The sequence below is a fragment of the Lysinibacillus sp. YS11 genome, from assembly GCF_002896375.1.
In the GTDB taxonomy this organism is placed as follows: domain Bacteria; phylum Bacillota; class Bacilli; order Bacillales_A; family Planococcaceae; genus Lysinibacillus; species Lysinibacillus capsici.
The window spans coordinates 3,774,076-3,790,167 of sequence record NZ_CP026007.1; the positions used below are offsets into that span (position 1 = coordinate 3,774,076).

At 37.3% G+C, this 16,092-nt stretch carries 15 protein-coding genes; 1 reads left to right on the plus strand and 14 read right to left on the minus strand.

The window, feature by feature from the left end; all coding sequences use genetic code 11:
• The 13 genes from lgt to LBYS11_RS19020 all read right to left on the minus strand — a co-directional run bounded on the left by lgt (window position 1) and on the right by LBYS11_RS19020 (window position 13,216).
• Window positions 1–822 (minus strand): prolipoprotein diacylglyceryl transferase, encoded by an 822-nt coding sequence (gene lgt, locus LBYS11_RS18960; protein WP_004227978.1) that lies wholly within the window; start codon window positions 820–822, stop codon window positions 1–3.
• Between the two features lie 43 nt (window positions 823–865).
• Window positions 866–1,801, minus strand: coding sequence for an HPr(Ser) kinase/phosphatase (gene hprK, locus LBYS11_RS18965; RefSeq protein ID WP_004227974.1), 936 nt, complete (start codon window positions 1,799–1,801; stop codon window positions 866–868).
• Between the two features lie 142 nt (window positions 1,802–1,943).
• On the minus strand, window positions 1,944–2,267 hold the full coding sequence (gene cccB, locus LBYS11_RS18970; protein ID WP_048390832.1) for a cytochrome c551: 324 nt from the start codon (window positions 2,265–2,267) through the stop codon (window positions 1,944–1,946).
• 48 nt (window positions 2,268–2,315) lie between these two features.
• On the minus strand, window positions 2,316–3,158 hold the full coding sequence (locus LBYS11_RS18975; protein WP_004227970.1) for a YitT family protein: 843 nt from the start codon (window positions 3,156–3,158) through the stop codon (window positions 2,316–2,318).
• Between the two features lie 163 nt (window positions 3,159–3,321).
• A complete protein-coding gene (locus LBYS11_RS18980) occupies window positions 3,322–4,599 on the minus strand; it encodes an EAL and HDOD domain-containing protein (protein WP_233732185.1) in 1,278 nt (425 codons plus the stop codon).
• A gap of 117 nt (window positions 4,600–4,716) precedes the next feature.
• Entirely contained in the window at window positions 4,717–5,364 is a 648-nt protein-coding gene (locus LBYS11_RS18985; RefSeq protein ID WP_048390828.1) for a VTT domain-containing protein, read from the minus strand.
• Window positions 5,365–5,613: 249 nt separating this feature from the next.
• Window positions 5,614–7,161: a fatty acid--CoA ligase family protein gene (locus LBYS11_RS18990; RefSeq protein WP_103118789.1), complete on the minus strand. Its 1,548-nt coding sequence runs from the start codon at window positions 7,159–7,161 to the stop codon at window positions 5,614–5,616.
• Between the two features lie 142 nt (window positions 7,162–7,303).
• Complete coding sequence (locus LBYS11_RS18995) at window positions 7,304–9,238, minus strand: FtsX-like permease family protein (RefSeq protein WP_054549574.1); 1,935 nt, start codon at window positions 9,236–9,238, stop codon at window positions 7,304–7,306.
• Window positions 9,210–9,986: an ABC transporter ATP-binding protein gene (locus LBYS11_RS19000; RefSeq protein WP_004230460.1), complete on the minus strand. Its 777-nt coding sequence runs from the start codon at window positions 9,984–9,986 to the stop codon at window positions 9,210–9,212. The genes LBYS11_RS18995 and LBYS11_RS19000 overlap by 29 nt, the downstream gene beginning before the upstream one ends.
• A gap of 12 nt (window positions 9,987–9,998) precedes the next feature.
• Window positions 9,999–10,424, minus strand: coding sequence for a hypothetical protein (locus LBYS11_RS19005; RefSeq protein ID WP_048390821.1), 426 nt, complete (start codon window positions 10,422–10,424; stop codon window positions 9,999–10,001).
• Window positions 10,425–10,435: 11 nt separating this feature from the next.
• On the minus strand, window positions 10,436–11,419 hold the full coding sequence (locus LBYS11_RS19010) for a sensor histidine kinase (protein ID WP_048390819.1): 984 nt from the start codon (window positions 11,417–11,419) through the stop codon (window positions 10,436–10,438).
• The gene (locus LBYS11_RS19015) at window positions 11,419–12,123 is read right to left on the minus strand and encodes a response regulator transcription factor (protein ID WP_004230457.1); all 705 of its coding nucleotides are present in this window, start codon (window positions 12,121–12,123) and stop codon (window positions 11,419–11,421) included. Before LBYS11_RS19015 ends, LBYS11_RS19010 begins: the two co-directional genes overlap by 1 nt.
• Before the next feature lie 100 nt (window positions 12,124–12,223).
• The gene (locus tag LBYS11_RS19020; RefSeq protein WP_048390817.1) at window positions 12,224–13,216 is read right to left on the minus strand and encodes a lipoate--protein ligase; all 993 of its coding nucleotides are present in this window, start codon (window positions 13,214–13,216) and stop codon (window positions 12,224–12,226) included.
• 144 nt (window positions 13,217–13,360) lie between these two features.
• Here LBYS11_RS19020 and yhfH point away from each other — a divergent pair, with 144 nt between their 5' ends.
• Window positions 13,361–13,486, plus strand: a complete 126-nt coding sequence (yhfH, locus tag LBYS11_RS19025) for a protein YhfH (RefSeq protein WP_004230455.1) — start codon at window positions 13,361–13,363, stop codon at window positions 13,484–13,486.
• Between the two features lie 399 nt (window positions 13,487–13,885).
• Here yhfH and LBYS11_RS19030 read toward each other — a convergent pair whose 3' ends face one another.
• Window positions 13,886–16,075 (minus strand): YhgE/Pip domain-containing protein, encoded by a 2,190-nt coding sequence (locus LBYS11_RS19030; RefSeq protein WP_103118790.1) that lies wholly within the window; start codon window positions 16,073–16,075, stop codon window positions 13,886–13,888.
• Window positions 16,076–16,092 lie beyond the last annotated feature (17 nt).

Consider the following 16,092-nt stretch of genomic DNA (forward strand, 5'->3'; position numbering starts at 1 on the left):
TTATTTATTATCCAAGTATTTTACGGCTGGTTTCACCTTTATTCTACGATAAATAATTGCACCTAGACCAACTACAATACCGATAATGGATACAACCTGTGCTGAACGTAAATCTCCCACTAAGTAAAGGCTATCTGTGCGCATTCCTTCGATATAGAAACGACCAATTGAATACCAAATTAAATAGCTAAAGAATATTTCTCCACGATGTAAGTTCACTTTACGCAAAACTAATAGAATAATAAGCCCAATTAGGTTCCAAATCGATTCATATAAAAAAGTGGGATGAACATATGAACCTAATTCTTCAATATACATTTGATTAATAATCCAGTCTGGTAGCATTAGGTTTTCTAAAAATGCTTTCGATACCTCGCCACCATAGGCCTCTTGGTTCATAAAGTTGCCCCATCGACCAATAATCTGGCCGATTAAAATACTAGGTGCTGCAATATCTGCTACTCGTAAAAAGCTTACATTTTTTATACGAGTATATATGTAAGCTGTGACAAATGCCCCGATGAGTGCACCATGGATGGCAATACCACCATTCCATATCTCTATGATTTTGCCTGGATTTTCGCTATAGTAATCCCATCGCATTGACACATAGTAAATACGTGCACAGATAATGGATATAGGAACTGCCCATAATAATAAATCTGCAAGAAAGTCTTCAGGCAGACCTCGCTTAACGGCCTCTCTTTGCCCAACAACATAAGCTAAAATGATTCCCGACACAATCAGCAATCCATACCAACGAACTGGAATTGGTCCTAAATGAAAGGCAATCGGGTCAATTTGCAATAGTAATAAATCCATCTTCTACTCCTCTCAATATGTCATGAACAATGTTGTTCGCTTTTTAATCGTCTAACACATCATTTGATGAAATCACTTCATCTAAACGTCTTGAAAATTCCTCTGCCGCATTGACGCCCATTTTCTTTAAACGATAGTTCATCGCTGCCACTTCAATAATAACGGAGACATTGCGTCCAGGTCTTACTGGAATTGTTAGTTTTGTTAGTTCCGTGTCAATTATTTTCATTTTTTCTTCTTCTAAGCCCAATCGATCATAAACTTTTTGTGGATCCCATATTTCGAGCTCAATGATGAGGGTAATACGTTTATAGGGGCGTACTGCACTTGCACCAAAGAGTGTCATAATGTCAATAATGCCGATGCCTCGTATTTCCAATAAGTGCTCTAACAAAGGTGGAGGGCTTCCAATTAATAGGTTTTCTGATTCTTGACGAATTTCAACACAATCATCAGCAACTAAACGATGACCCTTTTTTACAAGCTCAAGTGCTGTTTCACTTTTACCTACGCCGCTTTTACCGATTATAAGCACTCCAATGCCATACACATCGACAAGTACACCATGTGCTGCTGTCATTGGAGCTAAGCGCCCCTCTAAGTAGTTCGTCAATCTACTCGAAAATTTGGTTGTTGTCATATGTGTTTTAAACACAGGTACATGCTTTTCGTTTGAGGCCTGAATAAGCTCCTCTGGTACTTCTAAATCTCTAGAAATAATAATAGCAGGTGTATCCTGTGAACAAAGTAAACGCATACGCTCAAGCTTAACATCCGCTGGGAGCATTTCAAAAAAGGAAAGTTCAGTCTTGCCAAGCAATTGTACACGATTTGCTGGATAATGAGTAAAGTATCCTGCCATCTCAAGCCCTGGTCTTGAGATATCACTTGTCACAATTGTCCTGCCTATTCCTTCTTCACCAGCTAATAACTCTAATTTAAATTTCTCCATAACATCTCTTGTTAATACTACGACCAATGAAAAAGCCTCCAATCAATGGATAAGGTTCATCTTATTTTAGCATGTCTATGTGTAAAAGAAATGTATTTACTCTCAATACAGCGTTTACTTGCACTAAAAAAACTAGCGGCTCTCCAGCCCGCTAGTTTTTAAAAAGCAATTATTTTTGAGTTGCTAACCATTTAGCAACAGCTTCAGCATCTGCACCTTTTACTAATCCTGCAGGCATGCCGTTTTTACCATTATTTATAATATCTAAAATTTCTGATTCAGACAAACGTGAACCTACATCATTTAATGCTGGACCATTTGCACCTTGTAGCTCGCCACCATGACAAGTAACACAAGATTTCATCGCTATTGCTTCGCCATCTGGCTCTGTAGCAGTCTCATTACCATTATTTGATGCAGTTTTATCTCCGCCGCCACATGCTGCTAAGAAGATTGCTGATCCGAACACTAATGTTAACATTGCTTTTTTCATTAGTACCCCTCCTCATAATAAATACCTTACGCCGCCATTATACCAAAATTATGCACGTTTGAAACCTTCTCCTAATACCTCATATGCATCAGAAACGATAACAAACGCTGATGGGTCAACGCTTTTAATGAGTTGTTTCAGCTTTGTGAATTCTGTTTGATAAACAACAACCATCAGAACTGGTCGTGCTTCTCCTGTATACCCTCCAATTGCTGGTAACTTCGTTACACCACGATTAATTTCAGCATAAATGGCTTCCCTTACCTCATCTTGTTTCAATGTAATGATATAGACCATTTTAGACTGACTAAAACCTAGCTGAATAATATCAATCGTTTTTGTGGTAACATAAAGTCCAATCAGAGCATACAAACCTTTTTCTAAGTCAAAAACAATTGCTGCACTAATTGCGATAACGCCATCTATTAACAGCACACTTGTTCCAAGCGACAATCCTGTAAACTTCGTAATGATTTGCGCCAGTAAATCAGTGCCACCAGTTGAAGCATTCCCCTTAAAGACCAGTCCTATTCCTAGGCCAACAACAATTCCACCAAAAAGAGCACCCAATAAAGGATTATCAGTCCACGGCTCCCAGCTATTTGTTAATAAGACGATAAAAGGTAATGTAATTGTCCCAATAAAGGATTTTATTCCAAATTTTTTGCCCAATAATAAAACACCAGCAATAAAAAGCGGAATGTTAAATGCATACTGAACAATTCCCGGATTCCAACCAAATAAACCATGCAAAATCGTACTTATTCCACTTACCCCACCTGAAGCGACTTGATTTGGTAATAAAAAGACATTAAAACCAATAGCAATTATTGCCGCTCCTACAATGACATACACATACTCCACAATGCTATCTCTCACATCATGTTTCATTTCCCCACGCCCACTTCAACTATCAGAATTTTTTAAAGACGAGATGATTATAGCAAATACTTTTAGCATTGAGAACTTCATCATGATGAAGGGATACTAGATTGAGGAAGGTATAAAATAAGCTATCTTACAGTATTCAATAAGATAGCTTTGTTGATTTGGTTTAAAATGATTTTTCTGCCCATTCGATGGCTTCATAATATAAAAGATCAATGTCAACTAACTGAATATTCAACTGTACAGCTAGCTCTTCTAATCGTGGCCAATCAAGTTTACTTAACGCAATACTAAACTCCAAATATGGGGTCATTTCCGTTTCAAAGCCTAAAATGGTATTCGTAATAGCCTCTGAGAATGGTAGCTGCTGTAAAATAACATTCATCGGTCTTTGAAGTAATGTATCAATTAGAGAAAACATGCCGACTAAAAAATATTCTGAGAAATTCTTTTTATAAGCAAGCTTAGCTAGTTTTTCACAAACCTTAGCTCGGAATAAAGACGTACACATCACTTCTTTAAAAAGATCAGAATCAGCATCAATATCAATTTCACGCATGGCCAATAAATAAATCCATTTTCGTAAATTGGATACGCCCAATAACACAATCGCTTGCTTGATGGAGCGCACTTTTGATTTAGAACGTTTAGATGAGTTATTAATCATTTGCAATAATTTGTATGTCAATGAAATATCACGTTCAATATTTTCCGCTAACAAATGAATATTTGGTTCTTCCTCTTTTAGTAAAGAGATAATGTGAATATATTGAATCGCATTTGCTGGAATGTCTGTTGCTCGTATTATTTGCGGTTGTTCAAAAAAATAACCTTGAAATAACACATAGCCTGAGGATTTAGCGACTTCAAATTGATGACGCGTCTCTACCTTTTCAGCGAGCAATTGAATATGTGGAAATTTCTCCTTAACTTTATTTTCGATTTCCATTCTTTTTACGATGGAAGAAGCTAAAAAATCCACCTTAATATAATCAATTTGTGCAAATAATTCATCATAAACTTCCACCTGATCATCCATCATAAAATCATCCAAGGCAATTTGAAACCCCTGTTTTTTTAGCTCAATTACACGCTCCACTAATTGAGAGGTAAGTGGAACATCCTCTAATATCTCAATCACTACCTGTGAGGGATTTAAAAATTCATGTATAGAGCTCATCAATAAGTTTTCAGTAAAATTAACAAAGCCAGGCTTACCTTTCGTTACCTCTTCAAAACCAATTGAAAGAAATGAGTTCACAAGTACATCAATCGTTGCTGCATCTGAATCGACCATTGGAAAGGCATTTACATTTTTGCTACGGTATAACAATTCATATGCAACGACTTGCTCATGAAGATTAAATATAGGCTGTCTGCCAATGAATACTTCCATTCCATTGCCCCCCATTTCTCCATTTTCTAGTAATTTATAGTATAACATTTTTTACGACCTGATGCTTATACTTCAAGCTAACTTAACATGCCAACTTTGCTTTTTCAGCAAATAATAAAGAAAGGACAGTCCCTGTGATGATGAATCACTTAAGGACTGTCCATATTATTTACCGACTTTGGATTTAATTGCACCGATCACTGCAGGCACAACTGATATAAAGATAATCAAAATCAATACAACAGAGAAGTTATCTTTAATAATTGGAATATTCCCAAAGAAGTAACCTAATAACGTACAACTGAATACCCATAAAATTGCACCAAAAATATTATAAAATAAGAAATAACTATATTTCATTTTACTTGCACCCGCCACAAACGGGATAAATGTACGAATAAATGGCATGAAACGTGCGATTACGATCGTTTTCCCACCATGTGTATTAAAGAATTTTTCAGCTGCTTCCATACGCTCTTTCTTAACAACTCTACCGAGGAGGCTCTTTGGCGGAATAGATGTCCCTACCTTATGTCCAATATGATAGTTCATCGTATCTCCCAAAATAGCTGCTGCTAAAAATACAGGGATTAAAATCCACATATCGAATGCACCCATTGCCGCAGCTAATGTTCCACTTGCAAATAACAAGGAATCACCAGGTAAGAATGGGAAAATAACAACACCTGTTTCTACAAAAACAATCGCAAATAAAATAAGATAGCTCCAATTGCCAAAATCACGAATAATTTCCTCTAAATGCACATCGATATGCACAATAAAACTTATTAACTCCTTAATGAGTTCTAACATGTTTTTGTATGCTCTCTTTCAATAGTATTTTTACCTAAAAGTTTTGACGTGGCTTCACCTCAAAGGGTTCCAGTTTTGTACGTCTTTTTACATTACTTTCTCACTATATGACAAGCTCTTGAAAAGTATGTAGAAGATTTCACAAGTTTGATTTTATCACTTACAGACATCTACTCTCAACTGATTTTACTATTATACGAATAATGTACAAAAAAAGAGCTACCATTTTTCAATAGTAGCTTTTCTCGTTTAAACTTTCTCTTTTAATGAGCGTCTTAATATTTTTCCTGTTGTGTTTTTTGGTAGTTCATCCAGTATTTCAATTACTTTCGGAACCTTATACTTCACCATATGTTTAGCACAATAGGATAGTAGATCATCTGTTGTAGTAGCAGCTACTTCTTTCAGCACAACATAGGCATGTACTGCTTCCCCTAAGTTAGGGTCTGGGAAGCCTACCACTGCTGCTTCTACAATATTATTATGGGCAAACAGCACTTCCTCTACTTCACGAGGATAAACATTAAAGCCCCCTACAATAATCATATCCTTTTTACGATCGACAATGTAAAAATACCCTTCTTCATCTACCTTTGCTAAATCTCCTGTATAGAGCCAGCCGTCACGAATCGCCATCGCCGTTTCTTCAGGCATTTTATAGTATCCCTTCATCACATTTGGACCACGTACAATTAGCTCTCCAACTTCGCCCACAGGTACTTCCTGACCATTAACATCAACAACTCTATTCTCGACATTGCTAATGGATGTTCCAATAGAGCCAGCTTTACGATCACGATCTAATGGGTTAAAACATGTCACGGGTGAAGCTTCGGATAAGCCATAGCCCTCTGACACACGCACATTAAATTTCTGTTCGAAATTATGTAGTAGCGCAACAGGCAAGGAGGCACCACCTGAAATAGCTAAACGAATTGTCGAGAAATCTTCAGGATTGCCCTCAGGTAATTGGTACAAGAAATTATACATAGTAGGAACACCAGCAAATACCGTTGCTTTTTGCTCTCGTGCTAAAGCAAAAATTTCGCTAGGGCTAAAGCGTGGTGCAAGTAAAACTGTTGCCCCACTTAATAAAGGCGCATTCACCACTACCGTTAAGGCAAATACATGGAATACAGGTAGTGTCGCAATAACACGGTCCTCTGCATTAATGCCTAAATAATGCGCAACATCACGTGCATTTGAGTACACATTGCCATGTGTCAGCATGGCTCCCTTTGGACTACCTGTAGTTCCTGAAGTATATAAAATAATAGCATTGTCATCCTCTGCAACTTCAACAGGTTGTAAAGATTGAGTGGTTTTGGCGATTACATGTGTAAATAAATGTGTTTTTTCTTGTGCTTGTGGTGATAAAGCTGCCACTTTTTCCGCTATATCTGGTGTGGTTTCACAAACTATAAATGTTTTTACCTGTGGAAATGCTTGTACACCTTTTTCAACCAATGGCAGCAACATATCCAGAGCAATGACTGCTTTTACATCTCCATTATGCAAAATGTAAGAAATTTCATCCGGTGTATAGATTGGATTAACAGGTATTGCTGTTGCCCCTAAGCGCATTGTTGCATAGAGGGCAATTAAGTAGTGTGGCGTGTTGCCGAGTAAAAACGCCACATGATCCCCTTTTTCAACGCCTAAATCTTGTAATCCCTTTGCAAAGCGGCCAACTGTATGCTCAAATTCCCCGTAAGTCGTATCTTTCCCCATAAAATGATACGCCACTTTTTCAGGTTGTTCTGTTGCCTGTTGACGAACACGTGAAACTAAATTCAATTACACCATCCCCTTATCGTATAAAATGAATCGTTATTCAGTAATATTATATAAGAAATATATCTAAAAAACAATGAGTCTTTTTATCTCATGTCATAAATTACGTTAAATAATTCATTTTTTTCTCTTTTAAACCATTACTTCATGAGCGAATATGGGAGATATAGCGCCATCGAATTAAATAAAAATAAACCACTTGTATTAATACAAAAAAGCCAAAAGCAAAGAATACTTCTTTTACAATCGATATATTCGCAATGTCCCTTAAAATACCTTGAACCATTAGAAAAGCAAAGGCACTATGCATCATCGCAACACCCCAAGGTAAAAAGAATTGGGGAAACAAATGGCGATTAACTAGCTTTTTTAACTCTGTATCTGTTAAACCCATACGTTTTAATACATCAAATTTACGCTTTTCACGTTCGAGGGATGTATGCAATTTAAAATAGATAAAGCTACCAGCTGCAAGTAAAAATACAGTGGCTACTAAAACACCCACTAATGTAAATAATGAGTAGGTAGCTAGTATATAAGAATAATTTAATCCTGCATTTTCAAAGTAAAAAGGGCTAAACTTATCCTTTTTAATAAAATATAAATTGGATTCTAGATGATCGATATCCTTACCAATATCCTTCGTTTCCATCCATTGAGGAATAACAAATGTAAAAAGATGATAGCTTGGTTGAATAATGTCTTGATCGGAAATCGGATGAATAAGCTTCGCGAAGTCTTCATCACTAATGACAATCGAATTGACACTGACAATCGAGCCTGGAAACACTATTTTTGGATAGACACTATCAATAGTGAGCGGTATATTGTTTTCTTCTAAAACAGTATGCACAACTCGATCTTTTAATTTTTTTAGGGAATCCTCCGAATAAGGAATGAATACTGCCTCACCTGCTTCCAGATTCAATAATGGATAACTGTAGGAAGAAAGCAGGACATTCATATCGGACTCTCGAAAAACCTCCACTTCATTTCGAGTGAAAGAGGAGGTTTGCTTCACAACAATAAAACGGGATAGCTGATAAGATAAACCTTTCTCCTCTAATTGCAGCCTTAAAGAATTGATATGCTCCCGTTCATATGGATTATCGACATCCCCTTTATAAACCAGCCCGAGTGGATTTAATCGATCATATTGCGTTGTATAGGAGGACATTGTTGCTAAAACACCAACAGATAAAAATGCAAGTGTCGATACCATCGTCACAACGAAAAACATTTTCACGTTATCCATCATTATATGCGTTTGTTCTGCTAGCGATAGTAGACGGTAGCGTTGCCAATGATATTTGCGTTTCCCACGTGCTAAATCTAAAAAACAAGGTACAGAATCACTGAAAAAATAATAGGTGCCAAATGTTGCGGAAAATGGTATTAACAGCGTTAGCCCAATTAGTGATGTATGTCCGACAACAAACGCGAGAATATACGTCGTTACAATTAAAGAAATACCATAGAAAGCTCGTATTTTGGAATACGTTGTTAAGCTATTTAAATAATCACTGCCTTTTATAAGATCTCGTAATTTTCTCTCTCGTGTAAAATACACACTAATAAATGAAATGACGAAAAATGCACTTGTGAAAACACCAATCGTTAATAAAAATGGCTCCCATGAAATATAGAGTGGTAAATCTTCTAAATGTAAAATTTCCCTAACAATCATAAAAAAGAATTTTGAAAAGGAGAAACCAAAGACAATCCCTACAATAATGGAGCCTGTTCCAATAATCATTGTCTCTAAAAAGACAAGTTTATTCATCTGACGTTTTTCCATTCCCAAATGCAATAAAATAGCAAATTCATGTGATCTGGCCTCTAAAAAGGCACTCATGGAATAATATAAAAAGAATAATGTAAACAGGACGAGAACAATTTCAGCCCCCACCATCCCAATGAGAGACATCTCCCCTAATATCCCACGTTCAATATCAGGGTGAAACATCAGCATGGAATAGATAAAAAATACAGCCACAGAAAAAAAGCTTGCCATGAAAAAGGCGCCATATATCCGGCTGTTCCGCACGACATTACGGTAAGCGAATTGTCGAAAGGTCACCTACTTGCCCTCCTCCTAGTAAGCTCAAAACATTTAAAATACGTTGGAAAAACATCTGACGGCGGTCATCTCGATAAATTTCATTAAAAAATTCACCATCTTTAATGAATAACACTCGATCACAATAACTTGCTGCAATTGGATCATGCGTGACCATCACGATTGTCGTTTGTTTATCCTGATTCACCTTTGTCAATAGTTCAAGCACATCACGTGAAGAATTTGAATCTAAATTACCTGTAGGTTCGTCCGCTAAAATGAGACTAGGATTATGAATAAGCGCACGACCAATTGCTGTTCTTTGTGCCTGTCCCCCAGATATTTCATTTGGACGTTTATGAAGGAAGGAAGTTAAATCTAGCTTTTCTACAATACTTGCCAGACGCTCCTCCATTACCTCTAGTGGCTGTTGATCTAACGTTAAGGGCAACACGATATTTTCCTCGACCGTCAGCATATGCAAAAGATTGAAATCCTGAAACACAAAGCCAAGCTGTCTTCTTCTAAAATAGGCAAGCTCTGTAGCATTCAACTTATGTGGATTCATTCCATCTAAAATGATTTCTCCACTAGTTGGTTCATCGATGGTCGAAATAATATTCAACAATGTCGTTTTACCGCTTCCTGAGGGCCCCATAACAGCTAAAAACTCGCCTTCTTCCACGTCAAAGCTCAATTGATTTAATGCTCGATGCGTTACTTTACCTTCGTACACTTTTGTCACATCTTTAATTTGTAAAATAGGCATACTTCATTCACCTTATTTCTTCATTAATTCTAAGGATTGAGGTAAAAGCCACTGTAAAACGACCTCAAAACCAATGTGAAAATGAGGCTCTGTTAAAGCCAGTATTGACTCTTCCTCTACTAAACTAAAGCAATGCTCCCCAATAATCACATCCCAAGCATCCATTTCTCCCTCTACGATTTCCCCACATACAGTATAATACCCACTATACATAATCTGTTGACCGTCTACAGGAAAAGCATTCAATAATGTTGGTTGCTGTAAGTTTAACCCAAGGCTCTTTGAAAAATGCAGTAGTTCTTCATCTAACTTTTCATTTGCCAGGATAAAATTTTGATAGGCTAATGGATCTCCCGCTTGCAGATGTGTCATATAAAGCGCATTTGTTTTCTCCTTATCAATCGTTAGTTTCCAATCTTCTATACGTACCTCTACCATCCTAGTGCCCCCTAATTTGTAAATGTTACTGTCACAATCGTCCCTTTTCCTACCTCTGATGTAATAGCCAGCTCATGCCCTAGCTTTTCACAGATTTCTTTGGCTAAATAAAGGCCCATTCCAGTTGATTCACCTGTTTTCCGCCCATTTTCGCCAGTAAAAAAGGCTTTCGTAACACGAGAAAGATCGGAAGCTGGAATCCCAATACCCTCATCACAAATCGCAAGTTGTACATAGTCATCCTTTTCAATGGCAGAAATAACAATTTTTTTATTGGCTTCAAACGTGTATTTCACTGCATTGGTGATAAATTGTCCAAGAATGAAACGAAGCCATTTTGAATCACTGGCAACAATTAGATCGTCGTCAATATGAATTTCCGGGAAAACTCTTTTCGTAATAAATAAACGTTTATTTTCATTAACAGTTGCAGTTACAATACCTTTTAACGCAACCCGCTCTACTTGCATATCATCCTCAAAATTTTCTAGGCGTGCATTAACAAGTACCATGTCCAATCCTCTACGCAAGCGATCGATTTCCTCCTGAACATTCTTTTTATCAAGAGGTCGGTCATCTTGTAATAATAATTCAATCACTGAAATAGGTGTTTTCATTTGATGGACCCACTGGTTCATAAATTGATCATGCCTTTTTTGACTTGCATATAAAGCATGCAGCTCATGTTGATAAAGTCGATACAATTCATGCATATACTTCTCGGTTTGTATAGCTTCTGGCGTTTTTGCATTTTTTTGTAGCACATCCTCCATTGCTGATGGAAGCTGAGTTATCTTCAATAAGTAGCGTTGCCGCATTAAATAGCGGACAAGTAAAAAGGATGCTAATAGCACAAGGCTAATACAAAAGGAATAAATAGCCGTATCAATATTTCGAAAACCGTCGAGTGCATAGATAACCATGATGAAGCCAACTAATAAGAGCTGGAACACAATAAATGATGCATAATCACGTAAAAAAAGTTTCCAGCCCACTATAGCTCACCTGCACTTAATATGAATCGATAGCCTGCACCACGTACCGTTTCGATTGTTGACGATATATGATAATCCGCTAACTTTTTTCGAACTCGGGTCATATTCACATTCAAAGTGTTTTCATCGACAAATGCTTGATCGTCCCAAAGCTCCTCTAACAATTGCTCACGCGAAACTACTTTCGGTGCATTGCCCATCAATAGCTCTAAGATGATACATTCTTTTTTCTGAAGTGGAATTTCTAAATCATTTTTATGTAGCTCCATTCTTTCTAAATGAAGTACAAGCTGTCCTTGCTTGATTGTCCGTTCTTCTTGCCTTGCTGCATATTCACCATATGTACGGCGTAGATGACTACGGATTTTAGCCAACACAATTTCGTAGTTAAAAGGCTTTGTAATAAAATCGTCGCCCCCATTTTCAAGCGCAAAGATTTGGTCCATTTCTCCTGAGCGTGCAGAAATGAAAATTATTGGACATGTTGTATGCTGACGTAGCTGGCGACACCAATAATAGCCATCGTAAGCGGGTAAATTTATATCAAGCAGCACCATATGTGGATTAAATGCTGTAAATTCTTCTATAAGATGATCAAATTCTTGAATTGTTGCAACTTCGTATTGATATTTTCTAAGCGTTTCCGCTAGTAATGATGCAATCTTGACATCATCTTCAACTATGAATATTCGATGCTTTTCCATATCAACACTCCTTTCTTTCTATATTGTATCAAAAAAAGGTTCGACGACATAATTGTCAGCGAACCTTTAGGCTAAAACATTACATGAAACCGTATTTTCCTTAATAAATTAATTGTAAAAAGTCCTCAGTTGAAATTCCACCAAAATATGTAGGGATATCAATGTCTGCTAATGCCTTAGCAATAGCCGCTCTGTCATAGTTTGTCCCAACTAAGCGCTGTTCTATATCAGCCATATCACCGACACCAAAGAAATCTCCAAAAATATGCACTTCTTCCATCACACCATGATTTACTTCTAGGCGAATATCAATGCCTCCTGTTGGGAATCGGTGTGTTTTTTGAATATTAAAGCGTGGTGATTTCCCAAAATTCCACTCCCATGTTTGATAGCGTTCCTCTGATAGCTTGTGGATATTTGCCCAATCATCTTCGGTTAGCTCATAATAACGAATATTTTCTTCCCCACCAAAAATGGATTTCAAAATTTCAAGACGGAATTCCTCAACTGTCATTTGCTCTTTTAAAAACTCTGAAATGTTTGCTACTCGTGAGCGAATTGATTTAATACCTTTTGATTCGATTTTATCCTTTTTGACCTTTAAGGCTGAGACAACCGCATCGATTTCTGTATCAAACATCAATGTACCATGGCTGAACATACGTCCTTTTGTAGAGAACTGAGCATTTCCTGAAACTTTACGTCCCTCTGCTAGTATATCATTACGTCCTGAGAGCTCTGCATTCACACCCATTTTTGCTAGAGCGTCAACGACTGGTTGTGTGAATTTTTTATAGTTCATAAAGCTATCGCCATCATCATTTGTAATAAAGCTGAAGTTAAGATTGCCTAAATCATGATAAACAGCACCACCACCTGAAAGACGGCGCACAACAATAATGCCATTGTCCTCTACATAGTCTGTATTGATTTCTTCAATCGTATTTTGGTTTTTACCGATGATGATAGACGGTTGATTAATGTAGAAAAGGAGCACTGGCTCTTTCTCAACGTCCATTGTTTTTAACAAATACTCCTCAATAGCAAGATTAATGCGTGGATCATGGATCCCTTTATTATCAACGAAAATCATAGTTCACGTTTCCTCCTTCACAAAATATCCATATTTATTTTACCGTAAATTAGGCATTTTGTGTTGACGAAAAGCATCTGTTATAATACACTAGAAAATATCAAAACAGTAATAGTACAGATGAACTTAAAGGAGGAGTCCACAATGTTAGAAAACGTAGTTGAATTTTTCAAGAATTTACCTGCTAAGCAATGTACTGAGTGCGGTGAAAAAATGGAAGAACAAAGCGAATGCTACAGCAACACTTGTGAAAAATGTAACCACCTATAAGCATTTGCCTATTCTGATATAGTCATATACGTGCCCCACACGTAGCAATCATGACACCCTTCATCATATTTTGATGAACCCTTAATTAAATCTCTTACACTTACAAAAAACAACAGCTGATACGCTCATATCAGCTGTTGTTTTTATGTTTTTGAAAAAGACAATCACTAGCAGAGAAAGACCTTTTGGCAAGGGAAGGGGATTTCCGTTCTGCCAGCGTCCCGAGGAGCAGCTCGCCCACTTAAAAAGCAAATGGCCCACAATGGAAATCCATACTTTTTTTCATAAAATTTCTATAGATAACTTCGTTTTTATTTATTTCATTTGAGGCTGAAGAATTATTACATACCTCCTATGAACAACAAAGCACTCACCGTACATTAGGTGAGTGCTTCATGTTTAGTTTTCTTCAGCTACTTTAGAGTAACGTTTATTGTGCAGTAGCATAAAGTAACCAAATGTGATCGCTAAGAATGCTACTAAGAAGCCAGCTAGAACTCCATAGTTTTGCATTAAGAATGACGTATCACCAGTAGAAATACTTGATTTAAATGCTTGAACTGTATATGTCATCGGTAATAGCTTGTTAAATACTTGTAATGGTGAAGGTATTAATTCTAATGGGAATGTACCTGCACTTGTTGTTAATTGTATAATTAGTACAACAATTGCCATGAAACGACCAGGGTCACCAAAGATCGAAACAAGCATTTGGATTAAGGCTAAAAATACATAGCTTGTTAATAAGGCTGTTAAAATAAAGTAGCCCATGTTATTCACTTCGAGGCCTAGACCCCATTTAACAATAACTACTGTTAGTAATGTTTGCACTAAACCTACGACTGCTAGTACTGTCACTTTACTTGTAAACCAAGATGCCCCGTTTTTAGGACGAATAGCAGGTTCAACAAGTGGAAACACAATTGAAATTAATAATGCACCTACGAATAAACCTAGAGAAATAAAGTACGGTGCAAAACCTGTACCATAGTTAGGAACATGGTTTACAGACTCTTTTTCAACTTCAACTGGACTACCTACCATATCATACGTGTCTTGATTTGCTTTAACTTCATTTGCTTTTTCACTAGCCTCACCTAATTTACCAGATAAAGTAGCTGTACCATCTGCAAGCTCCGTCGAACCATCTGCAAGTGTTGCAGATCCTTGTGCTAGCTCACCAGATTTTGAAGCAAGTGTTGAAGTACCTTGATTTAATGTTGTTGTACCATTCGCTAATTCATTTAAACCAGATGCTAATGTTTTTGAACCTGTTACAGCTGTATTCACACCTGCATGTAGTTCACCTAATTTTGCAGCTAATGTAGCATTACCTGCTTGTAGACCTTTTGCACCTTCCAATAAAGCATTACTTTTAGCTGTTAATGCATTCGCACCAGCTAGCACTTCTGCTTGACCTGCTGCAATTTGAGTTGCCCCAGAGCTTACTTGATTGGCACCAGCTTGTAATTTTTCTGTACCAGCTGATAAGGATGTTAAACCGTTATGCACACTAGCACTACCTGCCTGCAGTTCCGCTAATGTTTGTTTCAACGCTGCTGCTTGCTCTTCAGGCATTGAAGCCATCATCGTTTGTAATTGATTTGATAGAGCTGTAATGCCTGCCTCTACTTTTGCAGATCCCGCTGTTAATTGAGTTGCTGCACCATTCAATGCACCGGCATTCTCAGCAATAGATGCTGCACCTGCACTAATTTGCTGTTGTTTGTCGTTTAAAGTGTTTAAACCAGCACCAACTTTTGCAACACCTTGTGTATATTGTGATAACCCCTGTTCAAGGCTCGTTGCTCCATTTGCAGCTTGCTGTGCACCCTGTTGTAATTGAACAGTACCATCTTGTAGTTTGACTAAACCACTAGATAAGTCATTCGCGCCTTTTGCGGCATCTCCTGCACCTTTTGTTAATTTATCAGTACCATTTGATAGTTCAACTGTGCTCGATGCTAGTTGCTCCAGATATCCTTTTAAATCTTTTGCACCATTCGCTACTTTTTGTGCACCCTCATCTAGCTTATTTGAGCCATCTGCAGCTTCTGTAAAGCCATCTCCAAGTGTTGCAATGGAATCAAATAATTTTTCAGCATAAGTCGCTGATACTTGAGAATTTACTTCAGCGCGTACACGATCCATTGCAGTCTCACCAATTTGAGCACCAAGGAAGTTCAATCCCTCGTTTGGAATGTAGTTCATTACTAATTTTGATGGTTTGTCATCTAATAGTGTTGTTGCATGTTCAGAGAAATTTGTTGGAATTTCTAAAATCATATAATAGTCACGACTATTTAAGCCTTTTTCAGCTTCATCTTTTGAAACTTCTATAAAGTTAAATTGCTCGCTATCTATCAATTTATCGACCAAGGTATCCCCTAAGTCTAATTTAACGCCATCCATCTCAGCACCAGTATCCTCATTAACAACAGCTACTGGAAGATTAGGAAGCCCCGCATAAGGATCCCAAAACGCCCATAAAAACATACCCGCATACATTACTGGAATAAATAATACAGCAATGATTGACACAAGCATTTTTCTTGTTTTAAAGATCTTCAGCCACTCAGCTTTAATCATATAATATCCTCACTCCT